Genomic DNA, 23,385 nt, shown 5'->3' with positions numbered 1-23,385 from the left:
GACTAGATGTTGTCTTGCGGTGCCAGCACGCTGACACGTTGACCGCTATATCCGTCCGGTTGGCCCAGTTCGGTGAAAATCACACCGGCGAGATGGTCGGTAATGCGCACTTTCTGAGTTTGTCCCTGACGCTCAGCGGCAATAGCCCGTTCACCACCAAATCCCTTCAGGTTGGCTTTGATGACACGTGGTTCGCTCAGCATAAGCCCGGTCTCGGCACTGCGTACCGACATCTTGAAGGTGATGGCGTGAATGCCGCCGATTGTATAGCGGGTCTTTTCGGTCAACGCATGGAAACGTTTTACCTCGATATCGAGGATAACCGGTGTCCCTTCAGTCATACCCGCCGTGCCACGCGCCATCGCTGTCTCAAAGATGGCCTTGACCTGCTCGTGACGATTGCCCGCGGGGTCTCCGCGCCAGACAATATCGCCTGAGGGATAATAGCTGTTTGCCTCCGATACGATCAGGTTTTCGGGCACATTCACCACAACGTCGGTAACGTCGTAGATTGGTACCGCTGCCTCGAACGTTGTATCCAGAAGGTTTTTCTGACCAACGGCACCCTCAAGGGCGGGGTTTGAAAACGGTGCGTTTCGGCTGGCGATATCGGTTGTGCTGCACCCGGCAGCAAATACCGAAAGGGTCAGGACGGCGATTAGTTTGTAAGGTCTCATGTTGCTCTCCGCATAGGGGGCGACTTCTGCACGCCTCAAATCATTTGCGAGGATACCTACTGAGCAACTGGGGCTGAATTGTGACGAATTTTAGATAAAACTTTTATCAATGCTGCAAAAAGTCTCAGTTTCTTGGCCGCGAACGCCATCCGCCGCGTCTGCGCGGCGCAGACATGCCAGCCAGCCCTTCGGTGATGACCTCGGTCATCGGGTGATCGGGATGATCCTTGCCATAAGTTTTCAATAATGCGGTCAGCGCCTGCCCGGTTTCGCGTTCGACAGGTATGCTCAGCGCCCAATCCAGAAAGATCGTCCGACATTCACTTTTGGTAATGCCATCAATGCGGTAAGCCTCAAAGATAAGCCCCTTGGGGTCGTTTTCGTCACCTTTGATCATGAGGCCGCCTTCTCGTATCCCGCCAGGGCATCACTGATGAGGGTGTCCGACCGGGTGTAGCTGGATGTTAACCGTTCTTGTAGAGCCTCCATAGAGCTCTCCTCCATTGCGCGCAGCAGAAACGACCGCCCGGCAGGCCCCAGACTGGATGCATCAAGCGGTTTATCGGACAAGAGCCGCGCCGCGAGATGCAGTTTTGAGTAAAACGCATGGAATCCAGCCAGTTCATTCCCCGATGCGGCGTCCAGCAGTCCAACTGCGACGGCGGTCCGCAGGCCATCATCGGCATGCGGTTCCTGTTTTCCGCCCAACAGGCTACCTGCCTGCGCCATCAATTCGATCTCTTGCAAACGTCCCGGCCCGATTTTCGCCTCCCACAGGCTCGTCGGTGCTTTTGCCGCGCGGATACGTTCCCGCATCTGTGCAACTTCTGCGGCAATTTCGGCTAAGGCACGCTCTTGCCCCAATAGTTCCGCGACAAAGTTCGAGACATCCGCTTTCAGGGCTTTAGGACCGGTGATCACTTGCGCCCGCGTCAATGCCAAATGCTCCCAGACCCAGGCTTCCTGTTTCTGATAGCTTTGAAATGACGCCCAACTGGTCGCCACCGGACCCTGGTTGCCCGACGGCCTGAGACGCATATCCACTTCGTAGAGCCGTCCCTGAGCCATAGGCGCGGTCAATGCCGTGATCAAAGCCTGCGTCAAACGGGCGTAGTAAGGACGGGTCGACAGGGGCTTTTTCCCTTCAGACGCCTCTGCATCCAGTGGGTCGTAGACAACGATCAGGTCGAGGTCCGAGCCAGCATTCAGCCGCCCCGCACCCAAGGACCCCATACCCAATACCACCGCCCCCCGGCCGGGAGGCGGTCCATGGCGCTTGGAGAATTGCGCGATCACCAGGGGCCAGATCACGTTGAGCACGGCGCGCGCCAGATCGGCATATTGCACGGCAGCGTCCTGCGCTGTGATCAACCCGCGCAAATGGTGGACGCCGATGCGGAAATGCCATTCTTTTGTCCACCGCCGGGTTGCGTCGAGCTGGGTCTCGTAGTCGGTCTCCACCTTCAGACGTTGCATCAATAGCGCGGCAAGCCCTTCCTGCCCCGGCCAATCGGTGAAAAAGTCACCGCCGATCACCGCATCGAAGACACCCGCGTTGCGTGACAGATATTGCGCCAGTTCGGTTGACGTGCCGGTGATGTCGATCAGCAAATCCGTCAGCTGGGGATTGGCGTCCAGCAGCGAAAAAAGCTGCACGCCCGCAGGCAACCGCGCCAGAAATCCGTCAAACGCCAGCAACGCCTCCTGCGGTTTCGATGATTGTGCCAGCCGTGACAGCAAATCGGGCCGGACCCGGCGAAAAAGCTCTCGACTGCGTTCACTGCGCAAAGCCGGGTAGGTCAGCCACCGCGTCAGCATCTCACTATCCAGCAGGGTCTGTTTTTCCTCCGCGCGCTGCGAGGGCGCAAAAAAGCCCTCCGTCATTTCATGCACAATGCTCAGGCGATGGTGTAACTCTTGCTCCAGCTCCGCCCGGTCGACATCCATCAGACAGGCCAGCCGGTCAAAACCCTCGTCACTTTGCGGCAAACTGTGGGTCTGTGCGTCCTGCACCATCTGCAAGCGGTGCTCAACGGTTCGATGCGCTGTATAATGCTCGATGAGCGCGGTTGCCATGTGATCGGGCACCCAGCCTTTTTCCGCCAACCCCCGCAGGCTTTCCACGGTACCGCGCGTACGCAGGTCGGGATCGCGCCCGCCCGCAATCAACTGCTGGGTTTGCGTGAAGAACTCGATCTCCCGAATCCCGCCGCGGCCCAGTTTCATGTTGTGCCCGGGCAATGTGATGGCGCCTCCCAACCCCTTGTGTTCGCGAATGGCCAAACGCATGTCGTGGGCATCCTGAATGGCGGCAAAATCCAGATGCCTGCGCCAGACAAAGGGGCTGAGGTCTTTCAGAAATCGCTGACCGGCTGCGAAATCGCCCGCAGCCACACGCGCTTTGATGTAGGCCGCACGTTCCCAGGTTCGGCCAAGGCTCTCGTAGTAGCGCTCCGCCGCTTCCATAGCGATACAGACCGGCGTCACCGCAGGATCGGGGCGTAAGCGCAGGTCGGTTCGGAAAACATATCCCTGCCCCGTCATCTCGCTGAGGGTTCCCGTCATGCTTCGCGTGGCCCGAACAAAGCCAGCCCGCGCATCGTGAAAATCGCTCGGATCAAACCGGGTTTCATCAAACAGACAGATCAGGTCGATGTCGGATGAATAGTTGAGTTCACCCGCCCCCATCTTGCCCATGGCCAGAACGCACATGCCCGCGGCATCCGGGATGTCCTCTTCGGTCTTTCCCGGCAGCTTCCCGCGCTTGATTTGTTGTGCAACACCCGCCCTCAAAGCCGCCTGGCACGCTGCATCGGCAAATCCGGTCAAGGCGGCGGTCACTTGCGCCAGGGGCCAGGCACCGGACAAATCCGCCAGTGCCGTCAGGAGTGCAATGCGCCGCTTTCCTTGTCGAAGTGCGGTGTTCAACCCTTCTGACGGTGCCTCGGATGCCCCTTGGATTTCCATTTGAACCGCTTTCAGGGGATCGTCCAGCGCCGCCGACAACCATGCGGCTTCTTTCGCGACCAGCCCGGCCAGATAGGGGCTTGATCCGGCGGCCCCTTTGACGAGGCTGGCCAACGCCGCATCCAGTTCCGGTACATGCTGCACCGCATCCTGACCGCGTTGGGCATCATGGGCGCGCGGGCACCGGGTCATCTGGCTGGTAAAACTCATGATGCCAGCATTCGCGCGAGAGCACGAGCGCGTCAATGGCCGAATTTATAGCGGCAATTCGGCGTTTACAGAGGGAATTATAGTACCCGAGAATCAGGTGTTTCGAGTATTTTCGCATCGTTACTATCTGATTTTAAGTCATTAATTACACTAATGTAAAAAACATTCACATAAAGTCTTGCAACCCGATTTCGAAACCCCATCTTGGTAATGTGAAAGACATTCACATCCCGGAATTCTCCGAGACACCCATAACCCGCAACGAAAGGCACCCCGATGACATCCGTGACCCAAACTCCCCCGTTAACCAGCCAACCCGGATGGTTCTCCCGCGCTGAAAGCTGGCTTGATTCCAAGGGCAAGGGCGCGTGGATCGCCGCGATGGTCCTTGGGTTTGTCTTCTTCTGGCCAATCGGCCTCGCCCTTCTCTTCTACATGATCTGGAGCAAACGCATGTTCACTTCCTGCAGCCGAAAATCCTCTTCCATGCGCCGTGGCATGCACGCCATGCGCCCCAGCGGCAACAGCGCCTTTGATGCCTACAAAGCTGACACCCTGCGCCGGCTCGAAGACGAGCAACAGCAGTTCGAGGCCTTCCTAGACCGCCTGCGTGATGCAAAGGACAAAGCTGAATTCGACCAGTTTATGGACGAACGCGCGGACAAGGCCGGCGACGGCGCTGACCAGGCCTGATATCAAAATGTGCCGGGGCATTGCGCCGGCACCCCACCTTCATCTAGAGACACCCCATGACCGCCACACCTGATCCATATGCCCAATCAGATTTTTACAAGGACGTGCCCCTCAAACGCCTTCTTGCATGGGCGGTGGATGCGGTTCTGACCTTTGTTGGCTGCCTCGTGATCCTGCCATTTACCGCATTCACCGGCCTGTTCTTTTTCCCGCTTCTGTTCTTGCTGGTCGGCTTCATCTACAGAACAATCACGCTTGCCAATGGATCGGCCACCTGGGGCATGCGTCTCTTCGCAATCGAATTGCGCCGCGCGGATGGATCAAGGTTTGATCTGGGAGCCGCCTTTGCGCATACATTGGGCTATACGATCAGCTGGGCCATTGCCCCGCTGCAACTGATTTCCATGGTTCTGATGGCGACCACGGCACGTGGCCAGGGGCTTTCCGACCACGCGCTTGGCACGGTGATGATCAACCGACGCGCGACACGCCGCTGATGGCCTGAAACTTCGCCTTGGCGACGGGCACTTGGCTTGCTATCTTAAGGCGAGTTAACCGTCGGGAACTTATGCGCCACACACTGCCCATTGCTCCTCAGTTCTACGTGACTGCGCCGCAGCCGTGCCCCTATCTTGAGGGCCGGATGGAACGTAAGCTGTTCACGGCGTTGCAGGGCGACAATGCTGACAAGCTCAATGATAGCCTGTCGCAACAGGGGTTTCGCCGGTCCCAGAACGTGCTCTACCGCCCTTCCTGTGCGGAATGCTCAGCCTGCCTGAGCGCTCGAATCGACGTCAGCGCGTTTACGGCCTCTCGCAGCCAACGCCGGACCATGAACCGCAACGAAGACCTTGAACGCCGTGCCACCTCTCCTTGGGCATCAGAGGAACAATATGAGTTGTTCCGCACCTATCTGGACAGCCGCCACGCCGAAGGAGGTATGGCGGATATGGATGTCTTCGAATTTGCGGCGATGATCGAGGAAACCCCGATCCGCAGTCGCGTCGTCGAATACACCAATCGTGACAGCAATGCGCTTGTCGGCGTGAGCCTGACGGATGTACTCGCTGATGGTTTGAGCATGGTCTATTCGTTTTACGCGCCTGATTGCCCCAAGCGGTCCATGGGAACCTACATGATCCTTGACCATATCAAGATCGCACAAGAAGCGGATTTGCCTTATGTCTACCTCGGATATTGGGTGCCGGGCAGCCAAAAGATGGGGTATAAATCCAAGTTTTCAGGGCTTGAGGTCTATATCGGCGGCAAGTGGCAGAAGATGAAAGATCCGTCCACCTTCAACGCCGATACACATCCGCTTTCAACGGATCCGATTGCGGAACAGGTGGCCAACATCCATCTTCCGGACACCCGTCCCACGACCTGACCCTATCTGCTCTGCCAAGGCCCGGGCATATCCCTGCCCATGTAAATCCGCATCCCAATCAAAAAATGTCATGAGGGGGCCGGTGGCCCCCTCTCCTTTGGATCACGCTGACGTGGCGATCAATTTGGGATCAGATCAGGCACGATTGTCACAATGCTCGGGAAGGTCCAGAGCAGCGCGAGGCCGGCCACCTGTATCAGCACGAACGGTATGATCCCGCGGTAGATATGACCCGTGGTGACTTCCTTCGGCGCCACGCCGCGCAGATAGAACAGCGCAAACCCGAAAGGCGGCGTCAGGAAGGAGGTTTGCAGGTTCACCGCGATCATGATCGTCACCCATTTGGGGTCAAACGTACCGCCATAGATAACAGGCCCGACGATCGGGATCACGATGTAGATGATTTCGAGGAAATCCAGCACAAAGCCCAGAACGAACAGGACCAGCATGACGATCAGAAAGACAGTGAATTCATTGTCGAAGGATTTCAGGAACTGCTGAATATAGTGCTCTCCGCCAAAGGAGATCACCACAAGGTTCAGCAGTTGCGACCCGATCAGAATGGTGAAAACCATGCTGGTGACCTTGGCGGTCTCGCGCACCACTGGACTCAGAACGCCGGAGGTGTAGAGGATCCAGCAGGAGAACAGCAGCCCGAACAGCGCATAGAGATAGGCGACATAGGCCACGAAGAACGCAAACCAGCTCTGGAAACCAACCTCATCCTGGTTGATCCGCAGATCGAAATTGATGCCGACAAGGATACAGGCGATGATGGCCAGCGTTGACCAGATAATCAGTTTGGGCGACCGGTCCTGATCCTTCAATTTCCGGTAAGCCGCCAGCATGATCGCGCCACCGGCACCCAAGGCCGCAGCCGGCGTCGGATTGGTAATGCCACCAAGGATCGACCCCAGAACGGCCACGATAAGAACCAGCGGCGGGAAAACCACGCGGATCAGCTCGTTTTGAGCACATATCTTTGTCGCATGAACGACCCCGTACATCAGCGCCGCAAAGGGTATGGCCAACATAACAACCAGCGCGCCAGAGGAGGAGGCTGGCGATAGAAACAGGATGTCGACGAGGATCATCAACACGGCACCGAGGCCGCCAATCAGCAAAGGCTGCACCGGGCTCGAGGGTGAAACACCCCGTGCTGTCGTCAAAAAGAGCGACGTCAACAGCACGATGATCGCAACACCGGTGCCAATGGGGGCTGCATTGGCGATTTTATTCGCACGTGCCTCGGCGAGCGCTTCTTCGGACAGTCTTTCGGATTGCTGAACACCACCCGCATCGTTGATTGCCGTCTGTTGCGCAACGGCGGCATCCCAGGCTTCCTGCCCATGCAGTTCGATCATCGACGCCTGACAGTCAGGGCCGACATTGGTGCGCAAGGACGCGCCTTCGCCAATGTCCGAATACCGCGACACATCGGTGGATTGATCACCGACAATGCCGAGGTTGCCCAGAAGCACCACACCAACGATCAGCGCAACAGGCGCGCCCAGGAACCATGTGAAGGCCTCCGAGCGCGTCACCGGTTCCGCATTGGTGCTGCCCATCGGCACGGCAGGTGCCTTGTCAGGGTTCAAGAGCGCATAACCAAAGGCGTAGAGCGCATAAAGAAGCGCCAGCATGATGCCCGGCAGCAAGGCCGCCTGGAACAACGTTCCCACGGAGAGCACGGCGGGTTGACCCAGATAGGTCAAAGCGTCCGTACATCCCGCAACAACAGCGCGCTTTTCCTGCGCTGCGGAATAGAGATCTCCCGCAAGGGTGCCCAGCAGAACAATCACAATAGAAGGCGGGATGATCTGCCCCAGCGTGCCGGAAGCAGCGATGACGCCGGTGGAAAGCTCCGGCGAATACCCATTGCGCAACATCGTGGGCAGCGCCAAGAGCCCCATGGTCACCACGGTCGCGCCAACGATACCGGTGGAGGCCGCCAGAAACGCGCCCACAACCACGATGGAAACGGCCAGACCGCCCGGCAGAGGGCCAAAGACGCGCGCCATGGTGGTCAGCAGGTCATTGGCGATCTTGGAACGCTCCAGCGTGATGCCCATCAGGACGAACATCAAAACGGCCAGCAGGGTTTCGATGGATTGCCCGGCAAGCACCCGCTCGTTCATCCGGTTCACGACGAAGGAGACGTTACGGTCCAGCGCAACCTCCCAGCCTTTCGGGAAAACGGCCTCTTCAATCCGCGGTAATTCGGGGTATCGGAAAACCGATATCGTATCCGCCTTGACGCCGGAATTGACCAGATCGCGGTAGACCTGGGAACTGGTGTCAATCGCCTGATGGATCAGCAGTCCCGCGCTGTCCAGCGCGGCGATGATCCCGAAGGAGATGATCCCTGCCCCGGCAATGGCGAAAGCCACCGGGAACCCGGACAGGATACCTCCGAACAGGCAAATGAAAACGATGATGAGGCCAACTTCGACGCCGTCTAGACCGAAAAACATGTGTCAGTGTCCCTTAATGTGCCGCAGCATCTTTTTTAGTGTGTGCCTTCGTAGGCTTCTTCACCGTCACCCAGGGTGTCACGGTCGAGGTACTTGCCTTCGCTCTCCGGGCCTTCTTTCCACTCCAGATAGGAGCGGTAGAACATCGCCATCGCCTGAAGGAAAAGCATGGCGGTGAAGGCACAGAGCAGCACCTTGAAGAGGAAATAGCCGTTGAACCCATTGGGACTGAAGCCGATGGTTTCGACGTTCCAGCGCAGCGCGCGCGATTTGTTGATCAGCCGGTCGAGTGTATCCGACGCAGAGGGTTTCGGCACGATCAGATGACGCCACATGAAATACCAGCCATACATCCAGATCAGGACGGCGACCGGCATCATAAAGAAGATTGCACCAAACATGTCGATGACCTTCTTGGTGCGGAATTTGACCGCCGAATAAACCAGATCGACCCGCACGTGCCCGCCCTGCACAAAGGTGTAGGCCATGCAAAGGCAAACGACCAAGGCGTTGTAAAGTTTCAACTCTTCGGCGAACCAGCTGATGTCAAACTGCAACGGGATACCGAAGCCGACGGAGATATCCGGCCGTGTGAATATCCGCTGCATGAAAACGATGATGATCTGTTGCAGGACCATCAACAGTCCCGCCCAGGCAAAGAAGCGTCCGACTGTATTGGCGAACCCTTCCAGCACCCGGACATAGCCCCACATGATGTCATTGCGCCACAAACCGATGGCGAACATGATCAGGAAGCCGGTCAGGACAACAAAGAAAAACTCGACCGATCCGCCGTAGTAGACAAACCGCATGATCGCCTGTTTGTCGGTCCAGTCCAGCCAGAGCGACGGATGAGAGATCGCATAGAAAAAGTTGTAAACGGCGAGGCCGATGTTGGTGAAAAACCACAGGACGCCGTCAAAGATGACAGAGAGCGACCCGCCTGCTGCGTCTACTTCATTTTCCATAGTTCCCCCTCCCTTGATGCCCGCGCATATGCGGCTCAAGGTGTCGCGTGATCCTGGTTTGATCGGATCTTAGGTCAACGAGGGGCCACAACCAATGGCCCCTCGCCGGTGATTGGCCGGTATCAGCCGTTTGCCAGAACGCGGTTACGCTGTTCGACATAGAAGCCATCGGATTTCAATAGCCAGTCAGAGCTTGTGGCCACTGATTCCTCGAAGCTTGTGCGGATTTTCGCAAAAAGCTCGTCGTTCATGTTCTCGTCCATGACTTCCTTGGACGCAGCACCAAAGGCATCCCAGACATCATCCGGGAATTGCAGCGTTTTCACGCCCTGCGCCTGAAGACGCGCAAGGGCCGCACCATTGTTGGCCAGTGTTTCGGCCAGCTGGATGTGCGTCGTTGCCATCGCCGCATTGGCGATGATCGCCTGATGCGCGGGGCTGAGGTCGTTGTAGACATCGAGGTTGACGCCACAGGCAAGACCGGAACCCGGCTCGTGGAAACCGGCAGTGTAGTAAACCTTCGCAACTTCCTGGAAGCCGGCGCGTTCGTCCGCGAAGGGACCAACCCATTCCAGACCGTCCAGAGCACCGGAAGACAGCGCCTGATAAAGTTCGCCACCGGGGATGTTCTGCACGGAGGCGCCCAGCTTGCCCAGCACCTTGCCGCCCAGACCGGGCATGCGGAACTTCAGACCGTTGAAATCGCCCGCCGAGTTGATCTCGTTGCGGAACCAGCCGCCGGATTGTGATCCGGAGTTGCCTGCCAGGAAGGATTTCAAGTTGAAGATTTCGCCCAGTTCGCTGTGCAGATCATGCCCGCCACCATGGTGATACCAGTTTGTCAGTTCCTGCGCTGTGCCGCCGAAGGGCACGGCGGTGAAATAGGCATACCCCGGGTGTTGGCCGATGAAATAGTAATCCGCCGAGTGGTACATATCCGCCTGACCGGAAGACACCGCATCGAAGACCTCGAATGCGCCTACCAGTTCTCCGGGGGCTTTCTTGTCGATGGTCAGCGTTCCGTCTGACATGGCACCAACCATGTTTTCGAAATAGGTCGCGGCGTCGTCCAGCACCGCGAAACCACGGGGCCAGGATGTAACCATGGTCAGCGAGCGGTTACCTTGAGCGTAAGCGGGTGCGGCCAGAGTGCCGGCTGCGGCAGCGGTGCCGCCAAGTGCAGATGTCTTCAGAAATGAACGACGATCCATTTAGATACTCCTCCCAATTATGACGCCCACGCAGCCGATCTCGCGCGCAGGTCGTTTCGAGTGTCGCCACACTAGCGAGGCGGTCGCCAATTAAAATACCTACTACTGCGTAGATCGGCGGTGAAATGACCACTTTGGTCATTTTTTTTGGCCAGTTTTGCGCCGTCTCCCCAGCTTGACCGGTGATTTTGATGTGAAATCGGCAATCCGATCGCTTTGATTCGACTCAATTTCGACGTAACCAGTGTGCCATGAGACGACTTGGCGCTTTGTTCCGGCCCAGCTATGCCCAGAAACTGTCGCTGGTGGCGACCGTGCCGCTGATTGCGGCTGTCGCTGCCATTGCGGTTTTGGTGGCAATCCAGTCGCGTGCTCTTGCAGAGCGGGAGATCAAGGCACTTGAGACGCAATTGATCGAAGCCAAGAAGGCCGAGTTGCGCAACTACGTGACCCAGGCGCGCAACGGGTTCTACTTTATCTATGGCAACGCGGCACCGGATGATCAGGAAGCGCGCGATCAGGTTGCCCAGATTCTATCGGCGATGATCTACGGCTCCGAAGGGTTCTTCTTTGTCTATGATTATGACGGCACCAACCTTGTCAGCCCGCGTCAGACAGATCGGATCAACCAGAATTGGACGGGCCTCAGGGATAGCGAAGGCACGCCAATTGTCGACGAGATTATCCGCATTGCCCGATCAGGGGCCGGATATCACAGCTATCTCTGGCCCAAGCCCTCGACCGGGGAAGAGGCGCGGATGATCACCTATGTGACCAGCTTTCCCAGTTGGCGATGGGCGGTCGGGACCGGGGTCTTTATTGATGACGTGTTGGCCACGGTCGCATCCGCCCGTGCCGATGTCGAAGCCCGCGTACAGCAAACGTTCCTCTATATCGGTCTCATCACTTTTGCCGCCCTCCTGATCGTTTTCACAACCGGAATGGCGCTGAATATTCGCGAAAGACGTCTTGCGGATGCCAAACTCAAGAAGCTAACGCAGCGGGTCCTCGACGCCCAGGAAGAGGAACGCGGCCGCGTGGCCCGCGAACTTCACGACGGGATCAGTCAATTGCTGGTCGGTGTGCGTTACGCACTTGATACGGCCCGCCGCAAACTTGATCGGCAAGACCCCACTGCCGCCGATCCGCTTGGCAAAGGCATCGAAACGCTGGGCGAGGCAATCTCGGAAGTCCGCAGGATCAGCCGCGACCTGCGCCCCGGGGTTCTGGACGACCTTGGTCTTGGCCCTGCCCTGAAAGCGTTGACCGAAGATTTTCGCCTGCGTACCGGCATGACCACCGATTTCCAGACCGTCGTGTTTCGCAACCGCCTGGATGGCGAGGCCAAGATCGCACTTTACAGAATTGCGCAGGAAGCGCTGACCAATATCGAGAGGCACGCCAATGCCAGCCATGTTAAAATTGATCTGCGTGGGCATAAAAAAGGGGCCACCTTGCGCATAGAGGACAATGGCCGGGGTTTGCCGGATAGCCATTCCGGGCCGATGATGGGGTTGGGCCTGCGCAACATGCAGGAACGCGTTGAGCAGCTCGAAGGTGAGTTTCGCGTCGATTCTCCCAGAGCAGGGACTGGCACGATCATTGAAGTCAGCGTCCCCTTGTCCCATCTCCTGTCCCCTGAATCCGAAAAAGCCTCTACGCAGAAGGTGCCAGCATGACCCCAAAACCCATCAGAGTACTGATCGTGGATGACCACCCGATGGTTGCGGAGGGTATTCAATCCATCCTTGAAAGCTATGACGATATCTCTGTCGTCGGGACCTGTAACACTGCCCGCGAGGCCATCGACCGGGTCGAGGCGTTCAACCCCGATGTCATCCTGATGGATCTCAACATGCCGGAGATGGGCGGGCTTACGGCCACCGAGATCCTGCTGGAAAAACGCCCAAGCACCCGCATTCTGGTGCTGTCGATGCACGATAGCCCTGAATACATTTCGTCCGCCCTCAGCCATGGCGCGATGGGCTACGTGCTCAAGGACGTCCCGACAGATGAAATCAAACACGCGATTGACGCCGTGATGGCCGGTCAACGGTATCTTTGCACCGGGGCAAAGGGATCGCTGGAGCCCAAGGACGGGGACGCACGCGAGGCGCTGACCGGGCGCGAACAAACCATCCTGCTGCAACTGGCCCAGGGAAAATCCAACAAGGAGGTGGCAATGGCCCTGGATATATCCGTCAGGACGGTCGAAACCCACCGCAAGAACATCAAACGCAAACTCGGAATCTCAAGCACGGCAGGCCTGACGCGATACGCCTTAGAGCATGGGGTTTTACAAGGTACCGGCGTCAGTTTCTGAAACGTGAACAGCTGTGGCGGCGCGTGTTTCCAGGCATCAAAAGAATTGTGCTGTGGGGCGCAGTTTCAGCATCCGGGCCTGCGCTGTTGAAGGTTTCTTAAATACCGCGCCCTAAGACATTTGCATGAATGTTCAAAGCCAAATCGCGGTGCCAGACGCAGCACTGCTCGACACCCTGCCCTATCGTGACGCGATTGACCGCGTGGCGACACTGCGGGCGCGGGTTGTGCGTGTGGCTTTGACGGTCAGTCTGCTGTCGGGCGAAAAGACGGCGGAGGAACGTGACGCTCTTGGCAAAGAACTCGCGGCCCATGCGCGCACCATCCGTCATACGCTGCGCGTTGTCGAAGGTGTCGCCGTATTTGAAACCCTACCGGATGTGTTGAGCGTCTGGCTTGCTGCCATCTCCGTGAATCACAAAACAGAAATGAAGGTGATCGCCCGCATGGCTGACCTCACCGAAAAACTGGTTGAGGATAGCGCGACGGAAACCGGCATCCCGGAAAAACAACTTCTTGATTATATTGCCTTTGGCCAAAAGGAATTTTTCGAAGCCGTGAGCGCGCTGGTCGAGGGTTTCTGGACCGGCATTGAAAGCGGCCGCGCTGAACAGTTAGAGCGCGCAATGCAGTCGGCCGCACGGCTGGACCAAAGTCTCAACAGACTGGAGCGCATTGGCAGATACGTTCGCGCCATGTCCATCAATGCCTCTGTAGAGGCCTCCAGAGCCGGAGAGGCCGGCAAGGGATTGGCCATCATTGCGCAGGAATTCAAGGTCCTTGCCGAAGAAGTTCAGCAACTCACGCTGTCTGCCCGCGAAGATATTGAGAAACTCGACGCCCATTAAACCCGGAATCGGCATAGAAATCGTCACGCGGTTTCGCAAAATGTCGCAAATCACTCACGTCGCGCAATGAAAGAACCAAAAAACTTCATTCAGCGACATAAATTTTGCGTCTTTGGTGCTTGACGCCCCAGAGTCACAGTCATAATGTCCCGCCAGCATCAAGGAGCCTCACGGCAATGACATCTCTAGTCGTCATCGTAGGAAATACGCGCATGGGCCGGTAACGGTAGACCATAGTCTGACCCATGCGCCCCCGCCAAGAACGGGGGCTTTTTTATGCGCTAACGTTGGAACAGGCCAACACACGGCCGATACGGAGTAAAACGATATGACACGGCAAATGTCCGGTGCAAAAATGATTGTCCAAGCCTTGATTGATCAGGGTGTGGACACCGTCTTTGGCTACCCCGGTGGCGCCGTTCTACCGATTTACGACGAGGTGTTTCAACAGAACGCCATCCGGCATATTCTGGTGCGTCACGAACAGGGTGCTGTGCATGCCGCCGAAGGTTACGCCCGTGCAACCGGCAAACCCGGCGTCGTTCTCGTTACGTCCGGCCCAGGCGCGACAAATGCGGTTACCGGCCTGACGGACGCGTTGATGGATTCGATCCCGATTATCGTTCTGACCGGTCAGGTGCCGACCTTCATGATCGGCTCGGATGCCTTTCAGGAGGCAGATACGGTCGGCATTACCCGACCTTGCACGAAACACAATTGGTTGGTGAAAGAAACCGACGCGCTTTCCGGCGTTCTGCACGAGGCGTTCCATGTCGCCACGCATGGCCGCCCCGGTCCGGTGCTGGTCGACATTCCCAAGGACGTTCAGTTTGCCACCGGCACCTATACGCCGCCGAAACCTTCCGTGTCGCATTACCAACCCAAGGTCAAAGGCGACATGGAAGAGATCACCGAACTTGTTGCCGCGATCGAAAAGGCCAAGAAACCGGTTTTCTATACGGGCGGCGGTGTCATCAATTCCGGCCCGGCGGCCAGCCAGTTGCTGCGCGAACTGGTGAAATCCACCGGGTTTCCGATCACCTCCACGCTGATGGGGCTGGGCTGTTATCCTGCGTCGGGTGAAAACTGGTTGGGCATGCTGGGCATGCACGGGCTTTATCAGGCCAATATGGCGATGCACGATTGCGACCTGCTGATCAACATCGGCGCGCGTTTTGATGACCGGATCACCGGGCGCATCGACGCCTTCAGCCCGAAATCGACCAAGGCGCATATCGACATTGACCCCTCCTCGATCAACAAGGTTATCAAGACGGATATCCCGATTGTGGGTGATGTTGGTCACGTGCTCGAAGACATTCTCAAAGTCTGGAAATCACGCGGGCGTAAAACCAATTCCGAAGCGTTGGCCAAATGGTGGGCGCAGATCGAGGAATGGAAAAAGGTCGATTGCCTGAAGTTCACCCAGAAGGGCAAGATCATCAAGCCGCAGCACGCATTGGTGCGCCTTGAAGAACTGACCAAGAAATACGACCGCTACATCTGCACCGAAGTGGGTCAGCACCAGATGTGGGCCGCACAATATCTGGGGTTTGAAGACCCCAATCGCTGGATGACCTCCGGGGGCTTGGGCACAATGGGTTATGGTTTTCCGGCCTCCATTGGCGTGCAGATGGCGCATCCCGACGCGCTGGTCATCAATGTGGCGGGTGAGGCAAGCTGGCTGATGAACATGCAGGAAATGGGCACCGCCGTTCAATACCGTCTGCCCGTGAAACAGTTCATTCTGAACAACGAACGCCTCGGCATGGTGCGCCAGTGGCAAGAACTGCTGCATGGCGAGCGTTATTCGCAAAGCTGGTCCGAAGCCCTGCCCGATTTCGTTAAACTGGCCGAGGCCTTCGGGGCGAAGGGCATCATCTGTTCTGACCCCGATGACCTTGACGATGCGATCATGGAGATGATCACCCACGAAGGCCCTGTTATCTTCGACTGTCTGGTGGAAAAACACGAAAACTGCTTCCCGATGATCCCGTCTGGCAAGGCTCACAACGAGATGCTGCTGGGCGAAGCCAGCACTCAGGGTGTGATCGACAGCAAGGGGAGTGTGTTGGTGTGATGCGTGCTAGAATAGGGCTCTTGCTTCTAATGTCCGCCGCCGTTGGGTGTAATGAAAGCTCTGTGAATGACATCGCTACATTTTCTACAGAGGTGCCAAACGAGATTTTTGATAAGTCGCAACTTAACATTGTCGGTCGATCAAAGCTCGTCGTTCACTCCAACAAAAAACTGGCCGCGCCTCAAAGAAAGGGATTTGAAGAGTTTCGTTCTAGACTGGATGATGGTTTTGCCGCATTTTATGTGACGCCGGGAGGCAGCGGCTGGACCTCCAATTTTGGAATGATCTCCGAAGACGATGCAAAAAAAACAACCAGTGCGTTTTGCGACGGAATGCATGGCAAGAGATGTGTTCTATACGCAACGCTGGTCCCTGAAGAGGTTGCCAATCGCCACTCTCTGCCTCAAGCCGTCACGGGCATCGTGAAAGATGCAGTCGAGAAAACTCAGTCAGGCAACTTTATAGCTATTTCCACCAACGTCTCAGGCCGGGTTGGGACTTCTTTCAATTACGACAATATTCAAGATGCCGTAAGGGATGCGATTGTCCAGTGCGAAAACAACGTAAGGGAATATCAAGCAGAAAACATATCTGTTGCGTATTTCCTTGAAAGAAAAGGCTATTTCGAATGCGAACTTTTCGGTGTTTATCAGTAGAAAACCAACCTTCACTTCAGGAGCGGTGAGATGTCCCCCCTAAAAATCAAAAAAGGCGCCACCAGCCATTCCGCATATAATCTGCGGCCCACTTTTTCGGATGTGATCGAGCGGCACACGCTTGCGGTTCTGGTCGAGAACGAACCGGGGGTTCTGGCCCGCGTCATCGGGCTCTTTTCCGGGCGGGGCTACAACATCGACAGCCTGACTGTCGCGGAAGTGGATCACACCGGGCATCTGAGCCGCATCACCATCGTGACATCCGGCACACCTCAGGTCATTGAGCAGATAAAGGCCCAGCTTGGCCGGATCGTCTCCGTTCACGATGTGCACGATCTGACTGTTGAAGGCGCAAGCGTCGAGCGGGAATTGGCCATGTTCAAGGTCTCTGGCACAGGCGAAAAGCGGGTCGAAGCCTTGAGGCTTGCAGATATCTTTCGCGCCAGTGTGGTCGACAGTACGCTGGAAAGTTTCATTTTTGAGATTACCGGTGCGCCTGACAAGATCGACGCCTTTGCCGAACTGATGCGACCGCTCGGTCTGACAGACGTCGCGCGTACGGGTGTCGCGGCGTTGTCACGCGGCGAATAACCGTTACGCTTCGTGAACTCTCGGGAATTCGGGGCCGCCGCTTCTTTCCCGAGGGCAAAACTGGATGATCTGTGCCGTCTGCGGATGCGCGCTTTCCTCGCTCGCCCCCCGAAGCAGCGCGTCTGGCAATTCCGCGCCTGCACGCTCCAGAACCAGCCTCGGGTTATGGGCCCGGCGCATCGAAGCGCGCACTTCCATGTCAAACTGAACCACATCTCCAGCGTCAAAAAACGCCCCCGAGTGCAGTGTCTCCCCCGCCGAGTTCAAAAACGCCAAATCACCTTGATCTTCGCACCAAATGACCGCTTTGCGATCCGATGCGTCGCTCCAAAGAACAACGCCAATCATAGTTCAATCCAATCTTTAGCCTGCAACCTGAAGGTACCAAGAAGTTAACAGAACGGCACATGATAAAATCAGCACCGTACGCTTGGAATTTGTGTCGCCCTCCTCTAATGTTGACACAAATACGATCTACAGTTGACGCTATTTAGCATCAAATAGGTGATTGAAGGTTAAACCATTGGCGCAAAAGCAGCATAGCACGTAATGCTGTATGGCAGCGACTAGGCACGAGGATCAACATGCCTTTCTCCGCAAGAACACCTGCGCAGCTGCGCAATATGTTTGGATCGAACCTGCGTACGCTAGCCGCCGATCACCCCTCAATTTCCGCGCTGTCACGGGACCTGCGGATCAATCGCACTCAGTTCAATCGTTATTTGAGCGGCGAAAGCTTCCCGCGCCCCGACGTACTTGCCCGTATATGTGACTTTTTCGGCGTCGACGCCCGGATACTGCTGGAACCCGTCGGACAGGTCAGTCGCGAATCAGGACCCATATCGAGTGCCTATCTTCGTGATTTCATGGGCACCGCAATACAAACAGTCCCGGAAGAAAATCTACCCAGCGGTTTCTACCAGTTCGCACGTCGCAGCTTCGTGCGGGATGACCAGTTTGTCCGTGGTGTCGTGATGATCAAACGCGAAGGCGAAAATACCTATTTGCGGGGCTTCGAGCCGAAAACCGCCATGGCCATGCAAGGAATTCCAACCGGCGGTCCCGCGCGCGAATACCGCGGTTTCGTCATGCGGATCGAAGATGGCGTGGCAGCAACTGTCGCCCGACGCAACGGCATGACCGCGTCCTTTAACTATCTCAGCCGCGTGACATCGTTTCAGAACAATTTCTGGGTCGGGTACGTTGCCCGGACGGTCAGGGAAACCTCATCCAGTACGCGCATGACCAGAATGGTTTACGAATTTCTCGGGCCAGCAATTTCAAAGGTTCTACCCTTTGCACGTCAGGCGGGGTTCTGTGAATTCGCCGATCTGATGCCATTCCATCAAAGATTGTTGCAACCAAACGATCCTTTTCGCTGAACGCACAACAATTGATGCCGTGTCGCCCCAAGCAAACTCGGGTCGCTTTGAGAAATGCAGCTTTGTCCGCTCCTCTTATGATTTGTGCATAGCACCGCAGGAGAGTTGCCATGGCCAGCGCACCTACAGATCTGTCAAATGTCCGTCGCCCGATCACAGAGGCACACGGCCTGCCGAATGCGCATTACACCGATCCTGCTGTCTTTGAAGAAGAAAAACACGCATTGCTCTTTGATGGCTGGGCCGGGCTTGCGGTGACTGCGGATGTTGCGGAGATCGGTGACGCCATCCCCCTGAGTTTTCTCGGCATGCCCCTGTTGTTGATCCGGGACCGTCAAAACACTGTGCGCGTCTTTCAGAATATTTGCCGACATCGTGGGATGATCCTTGTCGATCAGCCACGCAAGATCGAAGGCGCCATACGCTGTCCCTACCACAGCTGGTGTTACGCGACGGATGGCAAGCTTGTCAGCACGCCGCATGTGGGGGGGCCAGGCCAGAACAAACATGATGGTATTGACCGCGCATTGCTGGGGCTAGTCGAGGTCCGTAGTCACATCTGGATGGGCGTTGTCTGGATCAATGTGTCAGGCGATGCGCCCAAGTTCGAAGATGCCAATGCCAAGCTGCTGGAACGCTGGGCGGAATTTGACAAACCGCTGTTTCATGGCGGCGGTGACAGTACGTTCACGCTGGACGTGGCGTGCAACTGGAAACTCGCGGTCGAAAACTATTGCGAGAGCTACCATCTGCCCTGGGTGCATCCCGGCCTTAACAGCTACTCCCGTCTTGAAGATCACTACCACATTGAAGAAAAAGGACTATATTCTGGCCAAGGCACGCTTGTCTATCGCCAGGTCACCGGCCCCAAAGGTCAGGTCTTCCCGGATTTCGACGGGCTTTGCGACAAGTGGGATACTGCCGCAGAGTATATCACCGCCTTCCCCAACGTGCTCTTGGGCGTGCACCGCGATCATGCGTTCGCCATCATTCTGGAGCCGCTCGGACCCGAAAAGACCCGCGAACACGTACATCTGTTCTATCCGGTGGCGGATACTGATGACACCCTGCGCAAACTGAATGCGACCCAGTGGAAAGAGGTTTTCGTCGAGGACATCTTTGTGGTCGAAGGCATGCAACGTGGTCGCCACGCGGTCTCATTTGATGGCGGGCGCTTTTCTCCGGCGATGGACGGGCCGACCCACCTGTTCCATGATTGGGTCGCTGAACGGCTGAACGCCCGACGCGCGAGCGCGCAAGCGGCTGAATGAACGCACTCAACGACCGCCTGCTCGCGGCACATGCCGCAGATGACCGGCAGGCATTGATCGCTCTTTACTCCGAAGCTGCCGCCCTTGCCGCAGACATCGACGCCAAGGGTTTTTACCTGACGCAAGCTTATGTCTTTGCGTTAGAAGCGGGGGCATCTTCGGCACTGAAGTTGCGCGAGCAGCTTGTTGAATTAAATCGGGAAACGCCGGATTAGGTATCACTCAGCAGAAGCTTGTAAAGATGCCAGGACGCATGACCCAACCACGGCAGAACAATCAATAAACCCAAAAAACCGGGCAATAATGCAGCAAAACTCAGTGCCGCGATGATCAGGGCCCAGGTCAACAAGACGACGGGTGATTTACGAACTGCGCCAATGCTGGTGATCATCGCCGTGATGAAATCAACCTCTCGGTCCAGCAGCATCGGCAGCCCAATGACGGACATGCCGTAGATCAACATGGCAAATGCGCCGCCCACAAGCGTGCCAAAGGCCAGCATCGTTACGCCATTCAGGGTGAGGAACACCTCGTAGGAGCTTGATATATTAGTCATTGTCGACAGACCAAGGAATAAGGCAAATATCATGTGGCCAAGGAAAAACCAGAAAAGGAAGATGACCACCATCATCGTGCAAAGCGATGGCAGTTGCCGCAGCCTCTGGTGCCAGATCACCCCGAACACGTCACCAGCCGATATATCCAGATTGGCGTCAAGCCTGCGGGAAACCTCGTAGAGACCAACCGCAGCAAAAGGTCCGAGAAGGGGGAAGCCAATGGCGGCAAGGATCAGCCAGAAACTATGCCCGGTGACAAAAGTAACACCGGCCATGAACCACCCCGCCAGCACGTAGAACAGCGCAAAAGTCAGCCCGTAGAACGGCCTTGCCTTGAAATCAGCGGCCCCGCGCACAAGGGCCTGACGCAAATCAGCGAATTCCGCAGCGCGCAGCTCTGGTGCGCCCATTACAATTTCCCCAGTTGCAGACGTCGTCATGGTGCTCCCCCTTCCGTTTACACGATCAAACTACACCAAAGCCGGTGCTTCTTGCGGCCATTGCGTCGCTTCATGCCACTTTTGTGCAACTTGCAACAAGTAAGCATCGCTGCCGGGTTTCCCGATCAATTGCAGACCCATCGGCAGCCCGGCGTCGCTGAAACCCAGGGGCACATTCACCACGGGCAGACCAATCAGGCTTGCAGGCACGACCACTTGCATCCACCGGTGATATGTATCCATCGCCACAGCGGAAATCTCTTTGGGATGTTCGAGCTTCCCGTCAAAGGGCCAGAGCTGGGCGGAGGGCAAAGCCAGAATATCGATATTCCTGAAAAGAGCTGCCGTAGCGCGGTACCAATCGCTTCTGATCTCCAACGCGTCATAGAGACCATGCCCCGACAGCTTCCTGCCACGTTCGATTTCCCAGATCATCGCCGGTTTGAGCAACGGGCATTTGTCAGGGTCTTCGTATTCTGAACGGCGCCTCATGGCGATGGAATAGGATCGCAGATCGACCCAACTGCGCCACATCGCATCAGCGGAAAACGGCGCTGAAGCAATCTCAACCGCCCATCCGAGCGCCTGCATTTCAGCCAGCCCTTTCTCACACAGTTCCAGAACCCCGGACGCCATTGGCAGCGCACCGTCCCAATCTCGCAGCCAACCGATTCGCGGAACGAAGGGCAGCGTCTCGATATCCGGCAACGCAGGATCGACAGGTAGTGCCAGAGGGACCGACGGCTCAGGCCCCGCCATCGTATCCAGCAGGGCGGCCAGGTCACGCGGGGTGCGCGCCATCGGCCCTTCGGTTGCAAATTGTTCAAAGAACCCTTCTCCTGCGGGATGACCAGGCACAACGCCCCAGGTCGGGCGCATGCCGTACACGTTGTTCCAGCCGGCAGGGTTGCGCAGGGAGCCCATCATGTCAGACCCGTCGGCGATGCTCAGCATGCCCGTGGCCAGAGCGACCGCTGCACCACCAGAAGACCCGCCCGCTGACCGGGTCGTATCATATGGGTTTCGTGTTGGCCCATGAACGGGGTTGAATGTATGGCTGCCCAAACCAAATTCCGGTGTATTGGTCTTGCCGATGATAATGGCCCCGGCGGCCCGGAGGCGCGCAACTAGCAGATCATCTTCGCCAGCGATTTGGCCGGCAAAAATGGGTGAACCATGCGAGGTGGGCAACCCGGCGGCATTTGCCAGATCCTTGATGGCAATCGGGATGCCGTGCAGCCAGCCCTTGCGCGGTTGATTGTCGGCTTGGGCGGCCTCTGCGAACAGCGTGTCCCGCTCCCTCAAGGAGACAATCGCATTCACGGCACCATTGACCGCATCAATGCGTTGCAACGTCGCCTGCATTAGCTCAACGGCGCTGAGTTGTCGTTCAGACAAGGATGCGGATATGCCCAAGGCAGTGGAATTCGACAGTTTCATGGCACCCCCTTATGCGGAGAATGAACGCCATAAAACGGAAGTCAACTCCGGATCAGCGCCTACCCGCCCTGCGCTTCGGCGCGGCTTTTGCCAGAGACGTCAAGCGCGAGAGTCGCGGCCATCAAACCATCAAGATCGCCATCCAGGACGCCCTTGGTATCGGAGGTTTCATAGTTCGTTCGCAAATCTTTGACCATCTGATAGGGCTGCAGAACATACGAGCGAATCTGATTGCCCCATCCCGCATCGCCCTTGTTTTCATGCGCTTCGTTGATCGCCGCGTTGCGGCGGTCGAGTTCCAGCTGGTAAAGGCGTGACTTCAGCGCTTTCATGGCGATGTCACGGTTCTGGTGCTGCGATTTTTCCGAGCTGGTCACGACAATACCGGTCGGATGGTGCGTGATGCGCACAGCAGAATCCGTGGTGTTGACGTGCTGCCCGCCCGCCCCGGAGGACCGATAGGTATCAATTCGAATATCTGATGGATTCACGTCTATGTCGATATTGTCATCCACCACCGGGTAGACCCAAACGGACGTGAAAGACGTGTGGCGTTTGGCGGCGGAATCAAAGGGGGAGATCCGCACCAGACGGTGCACACCGGATTCTGATTTCAACCAGCCGTAGGCGTTTTGCCCGCTGATCTTGTAGGTTGCCGATTTGATCCCGGCCTCTTCTCCGGCGCTCTCGGATTGCAACTCAACCTTGTAGCCCTTCTTTTCCGCCCAACGGACGTACATGCGCGCCAGCATTGAGGCCCAGTCGCAGCTTTCCGTGCCCCCGGCCCCTGCATTGACCTCCAGAAAGGTGTCATTGCCGTCCGCTTCGCCATCAAGCAGCGCTTCAAGCTCTTTTTGCGCCGCTTTTTCGGCCAGAGCTTTCAATGCCGCCTCAGCGTCGGCGATGACCTCCGCGTCTTCTTCCATCTCACCCAGCTCGATAAGCTCGATATTGTCGGTGAGATCCTGCTTGATACTGTCGTAGGTCGCCATCGCATCAACGAGGTTCTGACGGTCGCGCATCAGCTTTTGCGCGGCGTCCGGGTTGTCCCAGAGGTTCGGATCCTCCACCCGCGCATTGAATTCCTCAAGTCGAAACGGCGCGGTTTCGACGTCCAGCCGCTGCCCCAGAAGTTCCAGGGATTTTTCGATCTGATCAGCGGTGTTTTGAGCGTCTGCACGCATGGAATGTGCCTCGGGCGTTACGTCTGA

22 protein-coding genes are annotated in these 23,385 nt (G+C 56.9%); 12 read left to right on the top strand and 10 right to left on the bottom strand.

Features of this window, described 5'->3' with window-relative positions; genetic code table 11:
• Positions 1-2: 2 nt before the first annotated feature.
• The 3 genes from ACOTTU_RS04570 to ACOTTU_RS04560 form a co-directional block, all read right to left on the bottom strand.
• Positions 3-677 carry a DUF6778 family protein gene (locus tag ACOTTU_RS04570; protein WP_425656235.1) on the bottom strand — a complete coding sequence of 225 codons (675 nt, stop codon included), beginning with the start codon at positions 675-677 and terminating at the stop codon, positions 3-5.
• 124 nt (positions 678-801) lie between these two features.
• The gene (locus ACOTTU_RS04565) at positions 802-1,074 is read right to left on the bottom strand and encodes a hypothetical protein (RefSeq protein ID WP_298917956.1); all 273 of its coding nucleotides are present in this window, start codon (positions 1,072-1,074) and stop codon (positions 802-804) included.
• Positions 1,071-3,854, bottom strand: a complete 2,784-nt coding sequence (locus ACOTTU_RS04560) for a glutamine-synthetase adenylyltransferase (protein ID WP_425656234.1) — start codon at positions 3,852-3,854, stop codon at positions 1,071-1,073. Before ACOTTU_RS04560 ends, ACOTTU_RS04565 begins: the two co-directional genes overlap by 4 nt.
• Positions 3,855-4,130: 276 nt before the next feature.
• On the opposite strand from ACOTTU_RS04560, the gene ACOTTU_RS04555 reads away from it, so the two are divergent.
• The 3 genes from ACOTTU_RS04555 to ACOTTU_RS04545 all read left to right on the top strand — a co-directional run bounded on the left by ACOTTU_RS04555 (position 4,131) and on the right by ACOTTU_RS04545 (position 5,934).
• Positions 4,131-4,547, top strand: coding sequence for a DUF2852 domain-containing protein (locus tag ACOTTU_RS04555; RefSeq protein WP_425656233.1), 417 nt, complete (start codon positions 4,131-4,133; stop codon positions 4,545-4,547).
• A 56-nt stretch (positions 4,548-4,603) separates the two neighbouring features.
• Positions 4,604-5,044 carry an RDD family protein gene (locus ACOTTU_RS04550; RefSeq protein WP_298917950.1) on the top strand — a complete coding sequence of 147 codons (441 nt, stop codon included), beginning with the start codon at positions 4,604-4,606 and terminating at the stop codon, positions 5,042-5,044.
• A gap of 71 nt (positions 5,045-5,115) precedes the next feature.
• Positions 5,116-5,934, top strand: a complete 819-nt coding sequence (locus tag ACOTTU_RS04545; RefSeq protein WP_425656232.1) for an arginyltransferase — start codon at positions 5,116-5,118, stop codon at positions 5,932-5,934.
• A gap of 119 nt (positions 5,935-6,053) precedes the next feature.
• Here ACOTTU_RS04545 and ACOTTU_RS04540 read toward each other — a convergent pair whose 3' ends face one another.
• The 3 genes from ACOTTU_RS04540 to ACOTTU_RS04530 form a co-directional block, all read right to left on the bottom strand.
• Positions 6,054-8,408 (bottom strand): TRAP transporter large permease, encoded by a 2,355-nt coding sequence (locus ACOTTU_RS04540; RefSeq protein ID WP_425656231.1) that lies wholly within the window; start codon positions 8,406-8,408, stop codon positions 6,054-6,056.
• Positions 8,409-8,443: 35 nt separating this feature from the next.
• Positions 8,444-9,376: a TRAP transporter small permease subunit gene (locus ACOTTU_RS04535; RefSeq protein WP_425656230.1), complete on the bottom strand. Its 933-nt coding sequence runs from the start codon at positions 9,374-9,376 to the stop codon at positions 8,444-8,446.
• Between the two features lie 122 nt (positions 9,377-9,498).
• Positions 9,499-10,587, bottom strand: a complete 1,089-nt coding sequence (locus ACOTTU_RS04530; RefSeq protein ID WP_298917941.1) for a TRAP transporter substrate-binding protein — start codon at positions 10,585-10,587, stop codon at positions 9,499-9,501.
• A gap of 251 nt (positions 10,588-10,838) precedes the next feature.
• On the opposite strand from ACOTTU_RS04530, the gene ACOTTU_RS04525 reads away from it, so the two are divergent.
• From ACOTTU_RS04525 to ilvN, 6 genes are all read left to right on the top strand, one after another.
• A complete protein-coding gene (locus tag ACOTTU_RS04525) occupies positions 10,839-12,266 on the top strand; it encodes a cache domain-containing protein (RefSeq protein WP_425656229.1) in 1,428 nt (475 codons plus the stop codon).
• Positions 12,263-12,910, top strand: coding sequence for a response regulator transcription factor (locus tag ACOTTU_RS04520; protein WP_298917937.1), 648 nt, complete (start codon positions 12,263-12,265; stop codon positions 12,908-12,910). Before ACOTTU_RS04525 ends, ACOTTU_RS04520 begins: the two co-directional genes overlap by 4 nt.
• Before the next feature lie 124 nt (positions 12,911-13,034).
• Positions 13,035-13,757, top strand: a complete 723-nt coding sequence (locus tag ACOTTU_RS04515) for a methyl-accepting chemotaxis protein (protein WP_425656228.1) — start codon at positions 13,035-13,037, stop codon at positions 13,755-13,757.
• A 328-nt stretch (positions 13,758-14,085) separates the two neighbouring features.
• The gene (locus ACOTTU_RS04510) at positions 14,086-15,837 is read left to right on the top strand and encodes an acetolactate synthase 3 large subunit (protein ID WP_425656227.1); all 1,752 of its coding nucleotides are present in this window, start codon (positions 14,086-14,088) and stop codon (positions 15,835-15,837) included.
• A gap of 62 nt (positions 15,838-15,899) precedes the next feature.
• Positions 15,900-16,493 (top strand): hypothetical protein, encoded by a 594-nt coding sequence (locus tag ACOTTU_RS04505; RefSeq protein ID WP_425656226.1) that lies wholly within the window; start codon positions 15,900-15,902, stop codon positions 16,491-16,493.
• Positions 16,494-16,523: 30 nt separating this feature from the next.
• On the top strand, positions 16,524-17,084 hold the full coding sequence (gene ilvN, locus ACOTTU_RS04500) for an acetolactate synthase small subunit (protein WP_425656225.1): 561 nt from the start codon (positions 16,524-16,526) through the stop codon (positions 17,082-17,084).
• A gap of 3 nt (positions 17,085-17,087) precedes the next feature.
• Here ilvN and ACOTTU_RS04495 read toward each other — a convergent pair whose 3' ends face one another.
• Positions 17,088-17,432 carry a hypothetical protein gene (locus tag ACOTTU_RS04495; RefSeq protein WP_298917926.1) on the bottom strand — a complete coding sequence of 115 codons (345 nt, stop codon included), beginning with the start codon at positions 17,430-17,432 and terminating at the stop codon, positions 17,088-17,090.
• A 275-nt stretch (positions 17,433-17,707) separates the two neighbouring features.
• Here ACOTTU_RS04495 and ACOTTU_RS04490 point away from each other — a divergent pair, with 275 nt between their 5' ends.
• From ACOTTU_RS04490 to ACOTTU_RS04480, 3 genes are all read left to right on the top strand, one after another.
• On the top strand, positions 17,708-18,466 hold the full coding sequence (locus ACOTTU_RS04490) for a helix-turn-helix domain-containing protein (protein ID WP_425656224.1): 759 nt from the start codon (positions 17,708-17,710) through the stop codon (positions 18,464-18,466).
• Between the two features lie 110 nt (positions 18,467-18,576).
• Positions 18,577-19,737, top strand: coding sequence for an aromatic ring-hydroxylating oxygenase subunit alpha (locus ACOTTU_RS04485; RefSeq protein WP_425656223.1), 1,161 nt, complete (start codon positions 18,577-18,579; stop codon positions 19,735-19,737).
• Complete coding sequence (locus ACOTTU_RS04480; protein ID WP_425656222.1) at positions 19,734-19,952, top strand: hypothetical protein; 219 nt, start codon at positions 19,734-19,736, stop codon at positions 19,950-19,952. The genes ACOTTU_RS04485 and ACOTTU_RS04480 overlap by 4 nt, the downstream gene beginning before the upstream one ends.
• Here the strand turns inward: ACOTTU_RS04480 and ACOTTU_RS04475 are convergent.
• From ACOTTU_RS04475 to prfB, 3 genes are read right to left on the bottom strand one after another with little or no spacing between them, the layout of a single operon-like run.
• Positions 19,949-20,734, bottom strand: coding sequence for a DUF2189 domain-containing protein (locus ACOTTU_RS04475; protein ID WP_425656221.1), 786 nt, complete (start codon positions 20,732-20,734; stop codon positions 19,949-19,951). The two genes, ACOTTU_RS04480 and ACOTTU_RS04475, sit on opposite strands and share 4 nt — an antisense overlap.
• A gap of 30 nt (positions 20,735-20,764) precedes the next feature.
• Positions 20,765-22,174 (bottom strand): amidase, encoded by a 1,410-nt coding sequence (locus ACOTTU_RS04470; protein WP_425656220.1) that lies wholly within the window; start codon positions 22,172-22,174, stop codon positions 20,765-20,767.
• Between the two features lie 59 nt (positions 22,175-22,233).
• The gene (gene prfB, locus ACOTTU_RS04465; RefSeq protein WP_298917916.1) at positions 22,234-23,358 is read right to left on the bottom strand and encodes a peptide chain release factor 2; all 1,125 of its coding nucleotides are present in this window, start codon (positions 23,356-23,358) and stop codon (positions 22,234-22,236) included.
• Positions 23,359-23,385: the final 27 nt, after the last annotated feature.

Origin of the sequence: Roseobacter sp. EG26 (genome assembly GCF_049830555.1) — a bacterium.
Lineage (GTDB): Bacteria > Pseudomonadota > Alphaproteobacteria > Rhodobacterales > Rhodobacteraceae > Roseobacter.
The sequence above is the reverse complement of the archived record's forward strand: the minus strand, read 5'-3'. Positions and strand labels throughout refer to the sequence as shown.